The organism is Nocardia sp. X0981, assembly GCF_977089955.1.
The window spans coordinates 181,777-201,103 of the sequence record NZ_OZ372435.1; the positions used below are offsets into that span (position 1 = coordinate 181,777).

Genomic DNA, 19,327 nt, shown 5'->3' on the forward strand with positions numbered 1-19,327 from the left:
CCGCCGGGCACCGACACGGGAAGCGGGGGACTCAGCCGGGAAGTATCGGTGCGGCGTCCGCGCCCAAGCCGGGAACCTCACGCCAGTAGGGGTCGCCGCCCTCGGGGGTGCGGGTGAATTCCAGTACCGCCCGCGAATCGGCGACGTACTGGCGTTCGAGTGAAGCGGTGACCTGACGAACCGGCGGGGTCAGGTTACGGGCACCGAGCGAAGCCATACCGGAACCATCGATTTTCACCGTGCGCACGGGGTCCACATTGCCGCCGCTGGTGAGAATGATCGTATCGTCGCTGAACCAGTCGAGGGAGGTCGCGTCGGTACTGAGTTCGATCGCGATCTGCCGCGGCGAGGTGAGCGCGAAATTACCGTCCGGGCGGCGCTGCACCATGGCGACGTACACCTTGCCGTCGGCGATGAGTGCGACGCCGACCCCGTTGCGGGAAATCCTGAGTTCGGTGATGGGTCCTTCCAGAGCCGGGCCGGTATCGGTGGTGAACAGCTGAGCGGTATCGACCTCCTGTACCGATACCGTCCCGGTTTCCCGGTTCGTCACGGCGCGGATGACCCGGCTACCGTCGATCACGGCCCAGGCCGCGCTACCGTCGGCGTTCCAGGACGGGCGGGTGATGGCGCCGCCCTCGGCCACCGGGAAGGCATTACCTCCATAGGTGCCCACCATCAGGGTGCGCTGCGGCTGCGGCGGCTGCCGGCCCGCGTCGGCGACCGCCGCCACCAGCTCACCGCCCGGGGACAACCCCACCGACTGCAGGTTCTGCACCGCTCCGAAGTATCCCGGAGCCGGTGCCGGCGCGGCGTTGTCCTCGACCTTGACCAGTGTCCCGTCGCGCAGGGCGTGCAGTCCGATACGCGGGTCCGGCCGCAGCGACGCCCCGATGGCGCCCAGATCCTCGAGCGACCAGCCGATTCCGGCGAAGCGTTCGTCCAGCGGCTGCCCCTCGTCGAGCACCCGGTAGGGGCCGAGCACATCGGCGCCGGACAGCGTGAGCACGATCTGGGCAGCGAACAGTTCGCGGTCCCGGGGACTCAGGTCGCCGACGCCGCTGAAATCGAGCCGCACACCGCCCAGGCCCACCCCGACACCCACCGGATCGCCGTTGGCCTTGGTGATCCGGCCGCGCAGGGCGACCGGAGAGCCGAGATAGTTGCGCACGACCGGGGCGATATGCGGTTGCGGCCCGGCCATCAGCATCTCCACCAGACGCTGTGTCAGCTCATCCGGTCGTACCGAGACCCAGCGCAGATCGGGTACCACATGCCGCCCGTCCGAGGTCACGAAGTACAGGGCGTGCCGCCGGTAGGACCGGCTGAACGCGCTGTACTCCATCACGACACCGTCCGGCAGCTCATCGATACGCCATTCCCCCTCGACACGGGTCATCTCGATCTTGTGCTCGATGATCCCGTCGACCGCGTGATAGGAGCCGTCGGCGGCGAGCTCCCCGACCTTCCTGGCGCGCAGCACATAGGTGGCCTCGTTCTCGCTGCGCGACTCCCGCAACGTATCGGCCCGTTCGACGATCACCGAGGACTCGGTGTCGTTCCACTGGGTGGATGCGGCGGGGGTCATGTACTGGCGGGCGGCGAGGTGGCCGTCGGCGGGGTCGGCGGTGGCCTTCAGGAAATCACCCAGCAGCAGGTCCGGGTCGCGGCCTTCGGTGGGCGGCGGCGGGCCCTCGGCCTCGGGTTCCTGTTCGATGGTGCCGAGCGCCTGGGGCTGGGAGGAATCGGGCAGGTTCGCACAACCTCCCACGGCCACCAGCGCCACGACAGCGGCGAGCACGGTGAACAGCCGTAACCATCGGGGGTGTCCGGGGCGCACGGTCATGATTTCTGGTCTCCGCTGTCGGTGAACACATGCCCTTCGGCGGGGGACTCGATGCCGTCCACGCTCCGCGGGTTGTCGACCGGTCCGGCGCCGGACTCCCCGGCGGCCGGAGAGGAGCCGGGGACGGCTTCGGACCCCGGTGCCGCCGCGTCCTTCGCGGCGCCCGCCGTGGCCTCCGGATCGGGCCCGGCGGCCGGCTCCGATTCCGCCGGCTCCGTTCTCCGGGGAGCCCAGGGTTCTGTCTCGCTGACCGGCGGGCCCAGCTCCGCGGCGCTCTGTTCATCGGTGTGCGGGCGGCGCGGCGCCCGCCGCATACCCGGTTCCAGCGGCAGCGGGCTCTTACCGAGTTTCTGTCCCCGCACCAGCGGCAGCGTCAGCCGGAAACTGGCGCCGACACCGGGCCGGCCCCACGCCTCGAGTTTCCCGTCGTGCAGATTCGCGTCCTCCACGCTGATCGACAACCCGAGGCCGGTACCGCCGGATCGGCGCATCCGCGAGGGATCCGAGCGCCAGAACCGGCTGAACACCAGCTTCTCCTCCCCCGGTCGCAGCCCGACCCCCTGGTCGCGCACCACCACCGCGAGAGCGTTGGCCTCGGTATCACCGCGCATCCGGATGAGTACCGGTTTGCCCTCGCTGTGGTCGATGGCGTTGGCGAGCAGATTGCGCAGGACCCGTTCCACCCGGCGCGGGTCGACCTCGGCCACCACCGGTTCCTCGGGTAGATCGATGACGACCTCGACACCGGCATCACGCGCCAGGTGCCGCACGGTGGAGATGGCCGCCCGCACGCACATGCGTACGTCCAGCGATTCCACCTGGAGTTCGGCGACTCCGGCGTCGTGGCGGGAGATCTCCAGCAGATCGTTGAGCAGGCCCTCGAACCGGTCCAGTTCGGTCACCAGCAGTTCCGCGCTGCGGGCCAGGGCCGGATCCAGATCGTCGCTGCTGCCGTGGATCAGATCCGCGGCCATCCGCACCGTGGTCAGCGGGGTCCGCAATTCGTGGCTGACATCGGAGGTGAACCGGCGTTGCAGGTTACCGAACTCTTCGAGCTGGTTGATCTGGTTGGACAGGCTCTCGGCCATCTCGTTGAACGCCTTGGCCAGCCGGGCGATATCGTCGTCGCCGCGTACCAGCATCCGTTCCTTGAGCCGGCCGTCGGCGAACCGTCCGGCGATCCGCGCGGCGGAGCGGATGGGCAGCACCACCTGCCTGGTGACCAGCGCGGTGATGGCGGCCAGCAGGATCAGCAACACCACCCCGCCGACCAGCATCGTCCCGCGCATCAGCGCCAGGCTGCGTTCCTCGTTGCCCAACGGGAAGATCAGATAGATCTCCAGGGTGGGCACCTCGGCGCTGGGACTGCCGATGATCAGTGCCCGGCCCTGGTAACCGTCCGGATCCGCCACCGTGGCGAACTGATAGCTCACCTGGTTGCGCTGCACGAAGCGGCGCAGCGAATCCGGTACCTCCTGGATCGGGCCCGCGGGGATCACCTGCTGCGGGGTCCCGCCGATCATGCTCAGCGCCGCGTCGAAGCTGCCCGCCGCATCACTGGAGCGGCTGGAATCGCGCCGGTTCGACAGCGAATCGCGAGCGTCGATGAGCCGCTGCTGCTGGCTCGTGAGGTCACTGACACCGGCGAGCTGGCCCTCCACGGTGTTGCGGACGCGATCCATCTCCTCGACACCGGCACTGATCTTGGCGTCGAGGAGACGGTCGGTGATCTGACTGGTCAGCACCACGCCCAGCACCGTGATGACGATCAGCGACAGGGTCAGTGTCGACACGATGACCCGTAACTGCAGGGAACGCCGCCAGAGCAAGCTCAGCGATGTGCCGACATGCTGGAACCATCGGTCGACAGGCACCAGCGCCTTACGTACGTCGGCCAGCCGCCCGGCCTCCACGGAGTCCGGAGCCGCGCGAGACCCTTCGTGGTCGCGCAAGTTACCGCCTCCGGGCTCGCGACAACTCGGACCGGATCACGGCGGTCCGGCCTTGTACCCCACACCGCGGACGGTCAGGACGATCTCCGGATTCTCCGGATCTTTCTCGACCTTGGCCCGCAACCGCTGCACGTGGACGTTGACCAATCGGGTATCGGCCGCGTGCCGGTACCCCCAGACCTGTTCCAGCAGTACCTCACGGGTGAACACCTGCCGGGGCTTGCGGGCCAGCGCCACGAGCAGATCGAACTCCAGCGGCGTGAGCGAAATCTGCGCCCCCTCGCGGGTGACCTTGTGCGCCGGAACGTCGATCACGATATCGGCGATGTTCAGCAGTTCCGCCGGTTCCTCTTCGGTGCGGCGCAGCCGCGCCCGCACCCGGGCCACCAGTTCTTTCGGTTTGAACGGTTTGACGATGTAATCGTCGGCTCCCGACTCCAGACCGAGTACGACATCGACGGTGTCGGTTTTGGCGGTGAGCATCACGATCGGCACACCGGAATCGGCGCGCAACACCCGGCACACATCGATACCGTTCATTCCCGGCAGCATGAGGTCGAGGAGCACCAGGTCGGGCCGGATCTCACGGACCGCCGACAGTGCCTGGGTGCCGTCGCCGACCACGTGCGGCTCGAAACCTTCCCCCCGCAGGACGATGGTGAGCATCTCCGCGAGCGCCATATCGTCGTCGACGACCAGAATCTTCGGCTTCATAGTTACTATGTTGTCATCTCCCGGGCCAGTAACGGGCCGCCACGCCACACAGTGGCGGGTTCCCGCCGGATTTCCAACACTGATCAGCGACCAACGCGGCGAGCCGCACGGCCAAATCGTTCATATCGTCGGCGGGCCGGCCGGGACCTTCTCCGGTGGATCGGAAAACCCACCAGGTTCCATACCAATCACGCCGAGCAAGATCACGGTACACCGCGGCGGTACGTTCCTGTAATCCACCGTCGCGCTCATAGGCGTCCAGCGCCCGGCTCTCGTCGAGTTCGCCACGACGACGGGCACGTTCGACGGCGACATCGACCGGAACGTCCAACAGCAATTGGACCCGCGGCACCGGTAGCCCGAACCTGCCGAATTCCAATTCCCCCACCCATCGCACGATTTCCCCATCTGCCGATCGGCCCATCCGTGCGGCGTTGTAGGCGGCATTGGAGGCCACATATCGATCCAGTATCACCAGATCGTTGCCGGCCAGGAGTTTCGCCAATTCGTCCGCGGCATCGGCCCGGTCCAGCGCGAACAGGAGGGCCATGGCGTTCACCGAGGCCGCGAGATCGCCGTGCGCGCCGCGCAGCGCCTCGGCGGCCAGATCCGCGTGCACCGATCTGCCGTACCGGGGGAAAGCCAGGGTGCCAACGCGGAGCCCACGCTGTTCGAGCGCAGCCACCAGCTCACCGATCAACGTGCGTTTACCCGCGCCGTCGAGGCCCTCGATGGCTATCAACACTCCCATATCCAGGCAGAATACTCCGTGGTGCGCGTACCCTCGCATCGCTTCGCCGACGCAGCGCCGCGGGCCCGAAGACCGCTGCGCCACAACGGAGGCCGCCGATGTCTTCCGACGCCGGCGACCTCCGCGCGGGCGAGTGGTTCAGTACCGGTAGTGCTCCGGCTTGTACGGGCCCTCGACATCGACATTGATGTACTCGGCCTGCTCCTTGGTGAGTTTGGTCAGGGTGCCACCCAGCGCCTCCACGTGGATCCGGGCGACCTTCTCGTCGAGCACCTTGGGCAGGCGGTAGACCTCGTTGTCGTACTGCTCGGGCTTGGTCCACAGTTCGATCTGGGCGATCACCTGGTTGGAGAAGCTGTTGCTCATCACGAACGAGGGATGACCGGTGGCGTTACCGAGGTTGAGCAGGCGACCCTCCGACAGCACGATGATGGACTTTCCGGAATCACCGAAGGTCCACAGGTCGACCTGTGGTTTGATATTCAACTTGGTCGCGCCGGAGCGCTCCAGGGCCGCCATATCGATTTCGTTGTCGAAATGGCCGATGTTCCCGAGAATGGCCTGATCCTTCATCGCCCGCATATGGTCGAGGGTGATGATGTCCTTGTTACCGGTCGAGGTGATGACGATATCCGCGTCACCGATCGCCTGTTCCACGGTGACCACGTCGAAACCGTCCATCAGCGCCTGCAGCGCGTTGATGGGGTCGATCTCGGTGACCTGGACCCGGGCGCCCTGCCCGGCGAGCGATTCCGCGCAGCCCTTACCGACGTCGCCGTAACCACAGATCAGCACCTTCTTGCCGCCGATGAGGACATCGGTGCCGCGGTTGATGCCATCGATCAGCGAATGCCGGGTGCCGTACTTGTTGTCGAACTTCGACTTGGTCACCGAATCGTTGACGTTGATCGCCGGGAAGGTGAGTTCCCCGGCTGCCGCGAACTGGTACAGCCGCAGCACGCCGGTCGTGGTCTCCTCGGTGACGCCCTTGACGCTCTCGGCGATCGCCGTCCACTTGCCCTTGTCGGTGGCGAACCGTTCACGCAGCAGGTTCAGGAAAACCGTGTACTCGGCGGAATGGTCCGCGTCGGGCGGCGGCACCACACCGGCCTTCTCGAACTGCGCTCCCCGCAGTACGAGCATGGTGGCGTCACCGCCGTCGTCGAGGATCATATTGGCCGGTTCGCCGGGCCAGGTGAGCATCTGTTCGGCGGCCCACCAGTACTCCTCCAGCGTTTCGCCCTTCCAGGCGAAGACCGGGGTGCCCTGCGGCGCGTCGACGGTGCCGTGCGGACCGACCACCACGGCCGCGGCGGCGTGATCCTGGGTGGAGAAGATATTGCAGGAGGCCCACCGCACCTGCGCACCCAGCGCGGTGAGGGTTTCGATCAGGACGGCGGTCTGGACGGTCATATGCAGCGAACCGGAGATCCGGGCGCCCTTCAACGGCGCGACATCGGCGTACTCGCGGCGCAGGGCCATCAGTCCCGGCATCTCGTGCTCGGCCAGCCGGATCTCCTTGCGGCCGAACTCGGCCAGCGACAGATCCGCGACCTTGTATTCGATGCCGTTGCGGGTATCAGTGCTCAGCGATGTGCGAGGCAGTTCTGAGGTCGTCATCAGCGTGGATCAGCCTTCTCTCGGTATCGGTCTCGATCGCAAGGCTAGTCGGTGCGGGCATGCTGTGGTGCGGCTGTGCCGGTAGGCGCGGTGGGCCGCCTCGTCCGGCTGCGCGCGGCGCCCGGCCGGACGCTGTCATTCGCCGCCGCACCCGGGGTGCGAGGTTGGCCCGGGTGAGATCGCCGTCGTAGTGGGCGATCACCCGCTTGTCCATCACCCGCCGCCACAGGGGTGGTATCACGGCGAGAACCACCATGGCCGCGTACCCGGCGGGCAGTTGCGGCGCCTCGTTCGAGCTGCGCAGCGTCTGGTAACGGCGGCCGGGGTTGGCGTGGTGATCGCTGTGCCGCTGCAGATGGAACAGGAAGATATTGGTGACGAGCCGGTCGCTGTTCCAGCTGTCGCGCGGAGTGCACCGGCGGTACCGGCCGTCGGGGCGGCGTTCACGCAGCAGCCCGTAGTGCTCGATGTAATTGACGGTTTCCAGCAGACCGGCACCCAGGGCCGCTTGCAGGAGCAGATACGGCAGGATCTGCCAGCCGAACACCAGCATCAGCGCCCCGAAGAGCACCACGGTCATCGACCATGCCTGCAGGATGTTGTTGCGCGGGCTCCACCAGCCGCTCCCGGCCCGGTTCAGCCGCTGTCGTTCGAGCACGATCGCGGAGCGGAAGCCGCCGACCACACTGCGCGGCAGGAATTCCCACAGGCTTTCGCCGAACCGGCCGCTGGCCGGGTCCTCGGGGGTGGCGACCCGTACGTGATGGCCGCGATTGTGTTCGACGAAGAAGTGGCCGTACCCGGATTGCGCGAGCGCGATCTTGGCCAGCCACCGTTCCAGGCGTTCCACCCGGTGTCCGAGCTCATGGGCGGCGTTGATCCCGATCCCGGAGACCAGCCCCAGCGTGGTGGCGAGACCGATCTTGTCGACCACACTCAGTTCGCTGCCGGCCCACAGGTAGCCGGCGAGCGTGAGCCCGATCAGCTGGATGGGCAGGAAGAGATAGGTGCACCAGCGGTAGTAGCGGTCGTTGGACAGGGCCTCGTAGTCCTCCTCGCGCGGATTGGTGCCGTCGTCGCCGATCAGCACGTCCAGCAGCGGGATGATCACCAGCACCATGATCGGCCCGATCCACCAGAACACCTCGAGGCCGGTGTGCAGCACCAGCTGAGAGGGCAGCAGCGCACAAGCCGGGGCGATCAGCCCGAGAATCCACAGATGGCGTTTGGGATCGGCCGCCCCGGCCGACTTGCCAACCAGTTGCACGTTTGCCCTCGTTTTATGAATACCGAACTTGCAGCGGCCTACATATTTACAGACCCCGCGTCTCCATTGCGCCGTTGTTCGGCCCGAGCGTGGTAACCGTTACAAGACGGAACCCTATCGGAGACCGGTGCGACACTCCAGCAAACCTCTTGCTCACAACCAGCTACCGGCGTTTCACGAGACAGATCCGGAAAATGCCCGGTTTCCCTCCGGCAGGCGAACACTTCGCAACCATACCGGGTGATCGCGATCGGGCCGGGATTCCGGCGCGAGTCCGGCCGGGTTCCGATCCTGCCACGGGCGCCGTGGTGGCAGCCGCCGCGAAACCGGGTTCTTCTCGACCGGATGCGACGACCGGCCCCGCGGGCCGGAGCACGGCGCCGAAATTCATGTCCGCTCGATTTCCACCATGAAGAAATCCGCCTTGGCCGCCCCGCAGTCCGGGCAGGCCCAGTCGTCCGGAATATCCACCCAGCGCGTACCGGGCGCGATACCGTCCTCGGGCCAGCCCTCGGCCTCGTCGTATTCGAAACCGCACTGGGCACATCTGTACAGCCTGTATTCACTCATGAAGAACCGGCCTTTCACCTCGACGGCGCCGCCCGCGGTATCAGCTCCGGACGGACACCGGCTCGAAATCGACCTTCTCCCGGACCGCGCAGTCCGGACAGCACCAGTCGTCGGGCACCGTCCGCCAGAGCGTTCCCGGGGGGAACCCCTCGTGCGGCGCTCCCTCGGTCTCGTCGTAGACGTAGTCACATACCGGACAACGATAGGCACTCATTCGGCTGCTCCCGCCTTGGCCACGCCGTACCGGGCCAGCACTCGGTCCCGGACCGGCGGATGGATATTTGCCCGGGTGATATCGCCGTCGTAATGCGCTAGCACCCGCTTGTCCATCACCCGCCGCCACAGCGGCGGAATATAGGCGAGCAGGATCATTCCGGCGTACCCGCTGGGTAGCTCCGGGGCCTGCTCCCAATTACGCAGTACCTGGTAGCGGCGAGTCGGGAAGGCGTGATGGTCGCTGTGCCGCTGGAGGTGATAAAGAAAGATATTGGTGACCAGATGATCGCTGTTCCAGCTGTGGGTCGGCGCGGGACGCTCGTATCGCCCGGACGCAGTGCGCTCCCGGGCCAGTCCGTAGTGTTCCAGATAGTTCACCGACTCCAGCAGACTGAACCCCATCACCGCCTGCAGAAGCAGATACGGCAGCAGTTCCGGGCCGAACACCGCGATCAGACCGCCGAACAGTAGCACCGTCAGCAACCAGGAGGTCAGCACATCGTTGTGGCGGCTCCACGGGCCCGAACCCAGGCGCCGCAACCGCGTACGCTCCAGCTCCCAGGCCGACACCAGGCCACCCCGGACCGAGCGCGGCCAGAACGCCCAGAAACTCTCCCCGAACCGGGCGCTGGCCGGATCCTCGGGAGTGGCGACCCGCACGTGATGGCCGCGATTGTGCTCGATGTAGAAGTGGCCGTACGCGGTCTGCGCCAGCGCGATCCTGGACAGGCGGCGCTCCAGGCCGACCTTCTTGTGCCCCAGTTCATGAGCGGTATTGATCCCGATCCCGCCGATCACACCGACCGTGAGGGCCAGCCCGATCTTGTCGACCAGGTGTAACCCGCCCTCGAGTCCGGGCAGATGGTCCGCGGTGATCAGGAAACAGGCCACGAGCAGCGTGGCGTACTGGCACGGCAGATAGAGGTAGGTGAGGTAACGGTAGTACCTGTCGTTCTCCATCGCCGCCAGGATCTCCTCGGGTGGGTTGGACCCATCGGGACCGAAGACCAGGTCGGCGAGCGGGATGACGAGGTACAGCAGGATCGGACCGAGCCAGAAAGCGACATGCACGAACCCGGGCCAGCCCACCGTACTGAACAGCCAGGCCATGGGCAGCCCGATGGTGAAGACTCCCGTGGGCGCGAACAGGCCCCACAACCACAGGTACCGCTTGGGAGCGCGCCGGGATGCGGGCGCGTCCGGTTCGTTCGACTGGGCAGACATCGCTGTCTCCTCCTCGAGCCGACGCACTGTGCCGTGCGCGAACAGTCTCTACGACAGTAGGCGGAGAAGAAACTTCCAATGGGGAGCTTTATGGATTCGTGAAATTACGAAGAACCTCGGCACAGATGCTATCCCGCGCCGCGGCCCTGCGGAAGGAAGGTCACGAGTCGGTGCCGCCGCTCGGCCGGACCGGGCCGAGCGGCGGGGTCGTCAGCGGATCGTTATATCCGTGTCCGACGGCAGGCCGTCCACCGGCCACCACCGCAGATCGGTGGACTCCGCACTGCGCACCGGCACCGCCCCCGGCGGGGCCGTCACCCGGAACAGCAGGTCCAGGTGACGGGTCGGCACACCGAGCGAACAGGTGATCGGGTGAGCCTGGGCACCGTGGAGTCCGGGTTCCAGCCGCAGGCCCGCGATACCGGACTCCTCGGTGGCCTCACGCAACGCGGCCGCGGCCACCGTCTCGTCGGTCTCCTCACAGTGGCCACCGAGCTGGATCCAGCGACCCACGCGCGGATGGAGGGTCAGCAGGATCTCCCGGCCGTCGTGGGAGAACACCAGCGCGGACGCGGTGATATGACCGGGTTCGTGCTCCCGCAGACACCCGCGCGGCGCCGAGCCGAGAAAGGCGAGCATCGCCTCCCGCAGGGAAGCCTCGGACCCGGGCTCCGGCTTCCAGGCGGTGAGCAGTTCGGTCGCCGACGCGCGCAACGATTCGGCACTCACAGTTCCACCAACCCCGAATCGGGGTCACGGGGCGCGCGCGGCGTCAGCTCCTCGGTGGGATACCCCACGGCGACAGCGCCGAGCGGATTCCACTCCGCATCGAGCCCGAGCACCTCGCGGGTGATCTCCGGAGCGAAGATCGTGGATCCGATCCAGCAACTACCCAGGCCCTGGGTGGCCAGTGCCACCAGCAGCCCCTGGACCGCGGCCCCCACCGCGACGGTGAACATGGTGCGCTCGGCGGCACGGCGCCGCTCGTCGGGGTAGTCGTGCGCACCATCGGGGACACAGAACGGGATGATCACCTCCGGGGCGTCGAACAGGATGCGGCCCCGGTTCACCCGGCGCTGCACCCGTTCGGCGTCCAACCCGTCGGCGGTCAGATCCGCGCGCCACTTGTCGGCCATGGCCGTGAGCAACCGCTCCCGGCGGGCGCGGTCCCGCAGCCAGACGAAACGCACCGGATGGGTGTGGTGCGGCGCGGGCGCGGTGAGCGCCACCGCGGTGGCCGCCCGGATCAGTTCCGGATCCACCGGGTCGGGTGCGAAGGTCCGGATCGAGCGCCGCAGCAGCACCGCCTCCGCCCGGCCGCGCGCGATCGCCTCGGCGGTACCGAGCCAGAACAGGTCCTCGGAACCGGAGCGCACTAGATCGGCCGCTGCCGACCCGTCGTCGGCCGGTGTCAGCCCGCGTACCACCGCCACCGGCAATCCGCCGAGTTTCCCCTTCACCAGGTCGGCCGCGGCGGCCAGTTCGTCCGCGATCGCCACCTGGGTGACCTGGAGCTCGTTGCCCTGTCCGTCGACTGTCCCCGAATAGTCGTAGAGCACAGGCAATCCCGCGGACCCGATGGCCACATCCGTCTGACCGTTACGCCAGGCACGGCCCATGGTGTCGGTGATGATCACCGCGACGTTCACGCCGAGACGGGTGGCCAGCGCCGAACGCAGGCCCTTGGCACTCCCGTCGGGATCGGCCGGTAACAGCACCAGCTCGTCACCCTCCACGTTGGACCCGTCCACCCCGGATGCGGCCTGCACGATGCCCAGGCGGTTCTCCGTGATCAGGGTGCGGCCCCGGCGGGCCACCACGCGCACCGCCTCCTCTTCGACGAGCCGGCGCCGCGTCGCGTCACGCTGCTCGGGGTCGGCCGGTGCCGCGACGATACGGCCCTCGGCCTTGGCGACGATCTTGCTCGTGACCACGAGAACGTCACCGTCGGCGAGCCAAGGTGCCCGGGCGGCGATATGTTCGGCGATATCGTCACCGGGCCGGAATTCCGGCAGACCGGGAATGGGCAGTATCTGCAATTGCGCTGCCGCGTGATCGGTGACCTCCGTTTCGGAGATCGCCGGTCCGGGAACCGGTTTCGCGCTGGTCACGGCTTCACTCCCGCGAGTTCGAGGGCCGCACGCACCATCTCGGCGGTGGTCGGCGGATCGGTCATCAACAACGGGACGCTGCGCACGTCCACACCGGGGATCTCGGCGGTATCGGTGGTGTGGATCAGCCAGCCGTCGAGAATGCCGGTGCCCGAACGGGATCCGTAGTGACGACCGACCGCCTCGGCGCTGGTCTCCACGCCGATCACGGAGAGACATTCGTCGGCCATTCCGCGCAGCGGCTTACCGTCGATCACCGGCGAGATACCGATCACGGGCGCGGCGGTGGTGCGCAGCGCACCGCGGATTCCGGGCACCGCGAGGATGGATCCCACGCTCACAACGGGGTTCGAAGGAGCAAGTAATACGACATCTGCATCGGATATGACTTCCGTCACATTCGGGGCGGGTTTGGCGTCATCCGCTCCGATTGTGGCGAATCCGTGAGTTCGGACGTCCGCACGATACCGAACCCACCACTCCTGGAAATGGATCGCGCGGCGTTCGCTGGGGTTGTCCGGATCACTGATAACGACATGTGTTTCACAGCGATCATCGGTTGCCGGGATCAGTTTGACGCCGGGCTGCCAACGATTGCACAGCGCTTCGGTAACCGCCGACAGCGGATACCCCGCGCGTAACATTTCGGTGCGAACCAGGTGCGTCGCTATATCTCGATCCCCCAGTCCGAACCAGTCGGGCTGGACATGATATTTCGCCAACTCCTCCTTGGCGTGCCACGTTTCCCCCAGCCGGCCCCAGCCGCGCTCCGGGTCTATTCCCCCACCGAGGGTGTACATGCAGGTATCGAGGTCGGGGCAGATTCTCAGACCGTGCATCCAGACGTCGTCGCCGACATTGACGATGGCGGAAACCTCCGCTTCGGGCAGCAGCTCCCGGACGCCGAGCAGGAACCGCGCGCCACCGACTCCGCCGACCAGGACCGTGATACGAGGACCTTTGCCGGGTGCCGTGTCCGCTTGTTGTGAAGTCACATCTGTACACACTATGCCGCGGAGAAAATGGCGCACCTTCCGCTATATTTGCCGCTCATTTGCTAATCAGGTCACAAGATCGACTCGGAATGCCGCGCGGGATAGTAACGGAATAGTGACGGCGGCTTGACCATCGGCACAGGCGGCGTGTCTAATCACAGACATGTCATTCCGGGTCGCGCGGGAAGTACAAGGCGTGGACGGAAATTCGAACGCATGTTCGAGTAGGAATGACGGGTACGGGGAAGTCCGCGAGACAACGTCGCGGAGTTTGGCCGTCGGTATGAGTGTGGATCGACGGAAAGAATTCATTCTGCGCTAACACACAGTGAGGAGGCGGAGCGATGGCCGACGACCTGGCCCCGGCCGGCATTCCGGTGGGTGTATCGCGAACCGATTCCACAGCAGGCGCAGCAGGAGGCGTCGCTGCTGACAACGGCTGGACCGATCGCGACCGGAGCGAGCGAGAATCGACTCCCCGGCTCAGCCTGATCGTGACCGGATTCGACGAGATGTTCGATTCCATCGAAGAACAGTGGCAGGAACGCGCGCTCTGCGCGGAAACGGACCCGGAGGCCTTCTTTCCCGAGAAGGGCGGATCCACACGCGAGGCCAAGCGGATCTGCCTGGGCTGCGAGGTGCGGGACGAATGCTTGGAATACGCACTCGCGCACGACGAGCGCTTCGGGATCTGGGGCGGCCTGTCGGAGCGGGAGCGCCGGCGCCTCAAGCGCGGTATCGGCTGACGAGACCGCTCGCGTCGGTGCGCCCCGGAGCAGGTGGCCGGGGCGGGCCGTCGCGATCGGCCGCCGGTGACTAACGTTCGTGTCATGGCACGATCCCGCCACCGGAGACCCCCGACCGCCCGGTCGGTCAGCCGTCGCGGACGCGGAGTGCGCGGCCCGATGCTGCCACCGACCGTCCCCGCTTGGCGTACCCGCGGCCAGAAATTCGACCGGCTCGTCCTCGAGGCGTTCGCACCACTGGACACGCGCTGGCACGATCGGCTCACCAAACTCGATATCGCCGTGGACGACGTGCCGAAAATCCGTCCCCTGCATCCCGATTCGGTGACCTGGCCGGACGAGGTGGTCGCCGACGGACCGGTCCCGCTGTCCCGGCTCATCCCGGCCGGGGTGGACCGGCACGGCACTCCCATCCGGGCCCGCGTGGTGCTGTTCCGCAAACCCCTGGAACTACGCGCGGGCGACCCGGACGATCTGGTGGAATTGCTGCGCGAAGTATTGGTGCAGCAGATCGCGACCTATCTCGGGGTCGACCCGGATGTGATCGACCCGGAATCCGAATAGCCCGCCCGGAACCTCGAGGGCCCACTTTCCCCGAAATCGGGCGAACATACCGAAAGCGGCGTGAATCACACCGCGACGCGCCGTGCACGACCGGATCCATGAGCGTGTCTGCCCCCTGGTAACCCCGCGGCGGGTTACGCTCATCGGCGTGATCTCCATGCGTCGTTGCTGCCGACCAGGCTGCAAGAATCCGGCCGTCGCGACGCTCACCTATGTCTACTCGGACTCCACCGCCGTGGTGGGCCCGTTGGCGACGGTGGCCGAACCCCATTCCTGGGACCTCTGCGGAACCCACGCGTCCCGGATCACCGCCCCCAAGGGGTGGGATATGGTCCGGCACGAAGGTGGCTTCGCGACCAGCCCGGACGACGACGATCTGACCGCCCTCGCCGAAGCCGTGCGAGAAGCCGGATTGCGCCGCCGTCCCCCCGAACCCGATCAACGCGGCTATCGCGAGCACACCCCGCCCCCGCGCCCCACCCGCACCGGCCGCCGCGGTCACCTACGGGTCCTCCCCGACCCACCCGGCTGATCCGCTCCCGCCACTCCCCGGCTCGTGGAAGCGCGCCGCTCCTCCGACCGAGCGCGCCTTCCACAATGCCGCCCCGCCACGAGACAGAGCCGGACCGCCGCACCTCTCGCGCGCTCCTGCGAATGGTCCCCATCCATGGCCGGGGCCCGCCCCGGTCCGGAACGACCAGAGGAAGGGAGCGCAGCGACCGACCGGTGGGAGTGAAGACCCGGGTTCCCAGGGGCCTCGCCCCGCGACGCCGAAGGCGGCGCCATGAACAAGGCCAGACACCATGTCGGAGCCATAACGCGGGGGCACTAGGGTAGTCGCCATGACAGTCGCCCGCTCTGCCGAGTCCGTGAACGCGGTGATCAAGGCCTACGACATCCGCGGTGTGGTCGGGGAACAACTCGACGCCGACTTCGTCCGGGACACCGGTTCGGCATTCGCCCGGCTCATGCGGGCCGAGGAGGCGCGACGCATCGTTGTCGGGCACGATATGCGGGCCTCCTCGCCGCGGCTGGTCGCGGCTTTCGCCGCGGGCGTGCTCGCGCAGGGGCTCGACGTCGTGCACATCGGGTTGGCATCCACCGACGAGCTGTACTTCGCCTCCGGGAAACTGGACTGCCCCGGCGCCATGTTCACCGCCAGCCACAACCCCGCCCGCTACAACGGGATCAAACTCTGCCGGCCGCGGGCCCTGCCCGTCGGTCAGGACACCGGTTTGTCCGTTATCGCCAACGAACTCGTCGCCGGTGTGCCGGATTTCGACGGCAAACCCGGTACGGCCACCGATATCGACCTGCTCGCCGACTACGCCGCGTTTCTCCGGGAGCTGGTGAAGCTGGACGATACGCGGCCCCTGAAGGTGGCCGTGGACGCCGGTAACGGCATGGGAGGGCATACCGTCCCCGCCGTACTGGGCGCATTGCCGCAGGTGACGGTGGTGCCGCTGTATTTCGAACTGGACGGGTCGTTCCCCAACCACGAGGCCAACCCGCTCGATCCGAAGAATCTGGTCGATCTGCAGACCCTGGTCCGCGAATCGGGCGCCGATATCGGCCTGGCCTTCGACGGCGACGCCGACCGCTGCTTCGTGGTGGACGAACAGGGCGAACCGGTTTCTCCCTCGGCCATCACCGCTCTGGTCGCGGAACGGGAACTCGCCAAGGAACCGGGCGCCACGATCATTCACAATCTGATCACTTCCCGGTCGGTGCCGGAATTGGTGACCGAACTGGGCGGTAATCCGGTCCGTTCCCGGGTCGGGCATTCGTTCATCAAACAGCTCATGGCCAGTACGGGCGCGGTTTTCGGCGGGGAGCACTCCGCGCACTACTACTTCCGTGATTTCTGGGGCGCCGACTCCGGGATGCTGGCCGCCCTGCACGTTCTGGCGGCGCTGGGTGAGAAAGAACGGCCCGTTTCCGAACTCATGGCCTCCTACACCGGGTACGCCGCCTCCGGGGAGATCAATTCGACCGTCGCCGACGCCGCGCAGCGTACCGGCGCGGTTCTCGACGCGTTCGCCGGCCGCGCCGTGGCGGTGGACCGTCTCGACGGCGTCACCGTACAGCTACCCGACCAGGCCTGGTTCAACCTGCGAGCCTCCAATACCGAACCGCTGTTGCGGCTCAACGTCGAAGCCCGGTCCCCGGAAGAAGTAGACGCACTCGTGACCGAGATCCTGCGCATCGTCCGCGCCTGACTGGAATAGTGGAAATACACACCGTGGATTCGCCCGTTTCCAGACCCGGTGTCCACGACCGGGCGGTGGCGGCCGAGACCGAAAACAGCGCGATGAGGGGAGGTGCCACGCCCGATGATCGCTGATACCCCGGTACTCGATCTGGACGATGCCGCAATGCTCGAGGCCGCCGATACCGGTGGCGCCCTCCGATCCGCCGCATCCGGTGGTGCCCAGGTGCGTGCCACCGCGGCGGCCGTGGCCGAGGACGCGCTCGTCCGGCTGGACGGTCTACGCCCCCGGAGCCTGCTTCTGGTGTCCGGCCCGGGCCGGGCCAGTCGTGCCGCGAATCTGCTGGTGGCCGCGCTCGGCGACCGGGCCGGACTGCCGTTGGTGCCGGCCACCACGGTTCCGCCCTGGGCCGGTCCGCTGGATGTGGTACTGGTCGCCGGAGACGACGCCGGCGATCCCCGCCTCATCGACGCCGTCGACCGCGGGCTGCGGCGCGGCGCGGAAGTGGTGGTGGCCGCACCGGACGAAGGCCCGCTGCGCGCCGCAGCGGCCGGGCGCGCCGCCCTGCTGGAACCTCGCGTTCCGGTGCTGGACGACAACCGGTTGCTGCGCTACTTCGGTATCGGGATCGCGGTACTGCGGATGATCGACCCCGGCCGCAGCGGAACCGTACTACCCGAACTCGCCGAGCTGGCAGACACCCTGGACACCGAGGCGCTGCGCGACGGGCCGCAGCACGAGGTCTTCCACAACCCTGCCAAGAACCTGGCCGCCCGCACCCAGCAACGCGGGCTGATCCTGGCCGGTGACACCCCGGCGACCACGGAGCTGGCGGTCCACGCGGCCGAGGTACTGCTGCAGTCGGCGGGACGCACCGCCACGGCGGTGGATCTGTCCGTCGCGGTGGCCGCCCTGCCGCGGCTGGTGAGTACCGCGGCCGAAGCCGCGCCGGATTACGATCCGCTGTTCCACGACGAGCAACTCGACGGCCCCCCGCCGGTCGAGAAGAAGCGGGTTTTCCTGTGCAGTACCGGTTCCGACGTGCCGGCCGCGCGCCGCAAACTCGCGGTGTTCGCCGGTGCGGGGGGCGGCACGGTGGATGCCGATCTGATCACCGCCGGACTCGAGGTGGTCCCGCCCGACCCGGCACGGGCCGAATCGGCCGAACCGGCCCCGCCGGGCCCCGCCGGTAACGAGCTGACACGTCTCGCGGTGCTGGTGCTGCGCTGGGAGATGGCCGCGGCCTACCTGCGCCTCATCGGCGGCCGGCGGGTCACCACCGGCGAACCCGAGAGTTACGACGGGGGACACTACTAGTGCACGAACTCGTGGGTGCGCTGCGCTCGTATGCTTGGGGTTCCCGCACCGCGCTCGCCGAACTCTGCGGCCGTCCGGTCCCTTCGGCGCATCCGGAAGCCGAACTGTGGTTCGGCGCCCATCCGGCGGATCCCGCCTACATCCGCACCGAACGCGGCACCCGGTCGCTGCTGGAGGTGGTCGCGGCGCATCCCGGGCGCGAACTCGGCGCAGCCGCCGGACGATTCGGCGACCGGCTGCCGTTCCTGCTCAAGATCCTGGCCGCGGAGGAGCCGCTGTCCTTGCAGGCTCATCCGAGCGCCGCTCAGGCGCAGGCGGGATTCGCCCGGGAGAACCGCAACGGGGTACCGCTGGACTCCCCGATGCGCAACTATCGGGACGACAGTCACAAGCCGGAGCTGGTGGTCGCGCTGGAACGGTTCGAGGCGCTCGCCGGATTCCGTGACCCGATGCGGACCGTGGAACTGTTCCGGGCGCTGGAGGTCACCGCGCTGGAGCAGTACGCGGATCTGCTGGCCGCGCAACCCGATTCCGACGGCCTGCGGACACTGTTCACCAGCTGGATAACTCTGCCGCCCACGGTGCTGGACAACCTGCTGCCGATGGTGCTCGACGGCTGCGTGCGCTATCTGTCCAATGCGAACCGTGAATTCGCCGCCGAAGCACGCACCACACTCGAACTGGCCGAAAGCTATCCGGGTGATGCCGGGGTGTTGGCGGCGCTGCTGCTGAACCGCATCACGCTACAGCCCGGTCAGGGGCTGTACCTGGACGCCGGCAATCTGCATGCCTATCTGCGCGGTGTCGCCGTGGAGATCATGGCGAACTCCGACAATGTGCTGCGCGGCGGGCTCACGCCGAAGCATGTCGATGTGCCGGAACTGTTGAAGGTGCTGGATTTCGAGCCCATCGACCTACCACTGGTGCTCCCCGAGCCCGCCGGTGACGGGTCGGTGCGCTATCCCACGCCCGCGCCCGAGTTCGCGCTGCGCCGTTTCGATCTCACCGAGGGTTCGGCCCTGGTACCGCTCACCGATGCGGGGCCGGGAATCGTCCTGTGCACGGCCGGATCGGCCCGGCTACTGGACGGTGGTTCGCAGCTGAAATTGGAACGTGGTGCCGCGGCATGGGTTTCGGCCGTCGATACCGATATCCGCGCGCAGGCGGCCGATGGACCGGCCACCCTGTTCTGCGCCTGTGTGGGATCGTTGTGAAGACGATCGC

General features: G+C 67.4%; 18 protein-coding genes. 6 read left to right on the forward strand and 12 right to left on the reverse strand.

Annotated elements, in window-relative coordinates; all coding sequences use genetic code 11:
• Positions 1–31: 31 nt before the first annotated feature.
• The 12 genes from lpqB to cofD all read right to left on the reverse strand — a co-directional run bounded on the left by lpqB (position 32) and on the right by cofD (position 13,266).
• Positions 32–1,846: an MtrAB system accessory lipoprotein LpqB gene (lpqB, locus tag ACYR7D_RS00855; protein WP_459547724.1), complete on the reverse strand. Its 1,815-nt coding sequence runs from the start codon at positions 1,844–1,846 to the stop codon at positions 32–34.
• Positions 1,843–3,720 (reverse strand): MtrAB system histidine kinase MtrB, encoded by a 1,878-nt coding sequence (gene mtrB, locus ACYR7D_RS00860; protein WP_459549954.1) that lies wholly within the window; start codon positions 3,718–3,720, stop codon positions 1,843–1,845. Before mtrB ends, lpqB begins: the two co-directional genes overlap by 4 nt.
• Before the next feature lie 114 nt (positions 3,721–3,834).
• The gene (gene mtrA, locus ACYR7D_RS00865) at positions 3,835–4,512 is read right to left on the reverse strand and encodes an MtrAB system response regulator MtrA (RefSeq protein WP_459547725.1); all 678 of its coding nucleotides are present in this window, start codon (positions 4,510–4,512) and stop codon (positions 3,835–3,837) included.
• A 13-nt stretch (positions 4,513–4,525) separates the two neighbouring features.
• Positions 4,526–5,263, reverse strand: a complete 738-nt coding sequence (locus tag ACYR7D_RS00870; RefSeq protein WP_459547726.1) for a dTMP kinase — start codon at positions 5,261–5,263, stop codon at positions 4,526–4,528.
• 138 nt (positions 5,264–5,401) lie between these two features.
• Positions 5,402–6,883: an adenosylhomocysteinase gene (ahcY, locus tag ACYR7D_RS00875; protein ID WP_459547727.1), complete on the reverse strand. Its 1,482-nt coding sequence runs from the start codon at positions 6,881–6,883 to the stop codon at positions 5,402–5,404.
• Entirely contained in the window at positions 6,843–8,150 is a 1,308-nt protein-coding gene (locus tag ACYR7D_RS00880; protein WP_459547728.1) for an alkane 1-monooxygenase, read from the reverse strand. Before ACYR7D_RS00880 ends, ahcY begins: the two co-directional genes overlap by 41 nt.
• A gap of 387 nt (positions 8,151–8,537) precedes the next feature.
• A complete protein-coding gene (locus ACYR7D_RS00885; protein WP_459547729.1) occupies positions 8,538–8,720 on the reverse strand; it encodes a rubredoxin in 183 nt (60 codons plus the stop codon).
• A gap of 40 nt (positions 8,721–8,760) precedes the next feature.
• Positions 8,761–8,934, reverse strand: coding sequence for a rubredoxin (locus tag ACYR7D_RS00890; RefSeq protein ID WP_459547730.1), 174 nt, complete (start codon positions 8,932–8,934; stop codon positions 8,761–8,763).
• The gene (locus ACYR7D_RS00895) at positions 8,931–10,160 is read right to left on the reverse strand and encodes an alkane 1-monooxygenase (protein ID WP_459547731.1); all 1,230 of its coding nucleotides are present in this window, start codon (positions 10,158–10,160) and stop codon (positions 8,931–8,933) included. The genes ACYR7D_RS00890 and ACYR7D_RS00895 overlap by 4 nt, the downstream gene beginning before the upstream one ends.
• 210 nt (positions 10,161–10,370) lie before the next feature.
• Positions 10,371–10,889 carry an NUDIX hydrolase gene (locus ACYR7D_RS00900; RefSeq protein ID WP_459547732.1) on the reverse strand — a complete coding sequence of 173 codons (519 nt, stop codon included), beginning with the start codon at positions 10,887–10,889 and terminating at the stop codon, positions 10,371–10,373.
• The gene (locus ACYR7D_RS00905) at positions 10,886–12,238 is read right to left on the reverse strand and encodes a coenzyme F420-0:L-glutamate ligase (protein WP_459549955.1); all 1,353 of its coding nucleotides are present in this window, start codon (positions 12,236–12,238) and stop codon (positions 10,886–10,888) included. The genes ACYR7D_RS00900 and ACYR7D_RS00905 overlap by 4 nt, the downstream gene beginning before the upstream one ends.
• A gap of 29 nt (positions 12,239–12,267) precedes the next feature.
• The gene (cofD, locus tag ACYR7D_RS00910) at positions 12,268–13,266 is read right to left on the reverse strand and encodes a 2-phospho-L-lactate transferase (protein WP_459547733.1); all 999 of its coding nucleotides are present in this window, start codon (positions 13,264–13,266) and stop codon (positions 12,268–12,270) included.
• Positions 13,267–13,778: 512 nt separating this feature from the next.
• On the opposite strand from cofD, the gene ACYR7D_RS00915 reads away from it, so the two are divergent.
• The 6 genes from ACYR7D_RS00915 (at position 13,779) to manA (ending at position 19,317) form a co-directional block, all read left to right on the forward strand.
• A complete protein-coding gene (locus ACYR7D_RS00915) occupies positions 13,779–14,012 on the forward strand; it encodes a WhiB family transcriptional regulator (RefSeq protein ID WP_084471558.1) in 234 nt (77 codons plus the stop codon).
• 84 nt (positions 14,013–14,096) lie between these two features.
• Entirely contained in the window at positions 14,097–14,576 is a 480-nt protein-coding gene (locus tag ACYR7D_RS00920) for a metallopeptidase family protein (RefSeq protein ID WP_459547734.1), read from the forward strand.
• A 157-nt stretch (positions 14,577–14,733) separates the two neighbouring features.
• Positions 14,734–15,108: a DUF3499 domain-containing protein gene (locus ACYR7D_RS00925; protein WP_459549956.1), complete on the forward strand. Its 375-nt coding sequence runs from the start codon at positions 14,734–14,736 to the stop codon at positions 15,106–15,108.
• Between the two features lie 310 nt (positions 15,109–15,418).
• Positions 15,419–16,795 (forward strand): phosphomannomutase/phosphoglucomutase, encoded by a 1,377-nt coding sequence (locus ACYR7D_RS00930; protein ID WP_459547735.1) that lies wholly within the window; start codon positions 15,419–15,421, stop codon positions 16,793–16,795.
• A 114-nt stretch (positions 16,796–16,909) separates the two neighbouring features.
• Positions 16,910–18,103: a tobH protein gene (locus ACYR7D_RS00935; protein WP_459547736.1), complete on the forward strand. Its 1,194-nt coding sequence runs from the start codon at positions 16,910–16,912 to the stop codon at positions 18,101–18,103.
• Positions 18,103–19,317, forward strand: a complete 1,215-nt coding sequence (gene manA, locus ACYR7D_RS00940; protein WP_459547737.1) for a mannose-6-phosphate isomerase, class I — start codon at positions 18,103–18,105, stop codon at positions 19,315–19,317. The genes ACYR7D_RS00935 and manA overlap by 1 nt, the downstream gene beginning before the upstream one ends.
• The last annotated feature ends 10 nt before the right edge of the window (positions 19,318–19,327 follow it).

Coding starts and splice junctions, on each gene's coding strand:
- lpqB (WP_459547724.1), bottom strand. CDS start 1,846: ATGACCGTGCGCCCCGGACACCCCCGATGGTTACGGCTGTTCACCGTG.
- mtrA (WP_459547725.1), bottom strand. CDS start 4,512: ATGAAGCCGAAGATTCTGGTCGTCGACGACGATATGGCGCTCGCGGAG.
- ACYR7D_RS00870 (WP_459547726.1), bottom strand. CDS start 5,263: ATGGGAGTGTTGATAGCCATCGAGGGCCTCGACGGCGCGGGTAAACGC.
- ahcY (WP_459547727.1), bottom strand. CDS start 6,883: ATGACGACCTCAGAACTGCCTCGCACATCGCTGAGCACTGATACCCGC.
- ACYR7D_RS00885 (WP_459547729.1), bottom strand. CDS start 8,720: ATGAGTGAATACAGGCTGTACAGATGTGCCCAGTGCGGTTTCGAATAC.
- ACYR7D_RS00890 (WP_459547730.1), bottom strand. CDS start 8,934: ATGAGTGCCTATCGTTGTCCGGTATGTGACTACGTCTACGACGAGACC.
- ACYR7D_RS00895 (WP_459547731.1), bottom strand. CDS start 10,160: ATGTCTGCCCAGTCGAACGAACCGGACGCGCCCGCATCCCGGCGCGCT.
- ACYR7D_RS00915 (WP_084471558.1), top strand. CDS start 13,779: ATGTTCGATTCCATCGAAGAACAGTGGCAGGAACGCGCGCTCTGCGCG.
- ACYR7D_RS00920 (WP_459547734.1), top strand. CDS start 14,097: ATGGCACGATCCCGCCACCGGAGACCCCCGACCGCCCGGTCGGTCAGC.
- ACYR7D_RS00925 (WP_459549956.1), top strand. CDS start 14,734: ATGCGTCGTTGCTGCCGACCAGGCTGCAAGAATCCGGCCGTCGCGACG.
- ACYR7D_RS00930 (WP_459547735.1), top strand. CDS start 15,419: ATGACAGTCGCCCGCTCTGCCGAGTCCGTGAACGCGGTGATCAAGGCC.
- ACYR7D_RS00935 (WP_459547736.1), top strand. CDS start 16,910: ATGATCGCTGATACCCCGGTACTCGATCTGGACGATGCCGCAATGCTC.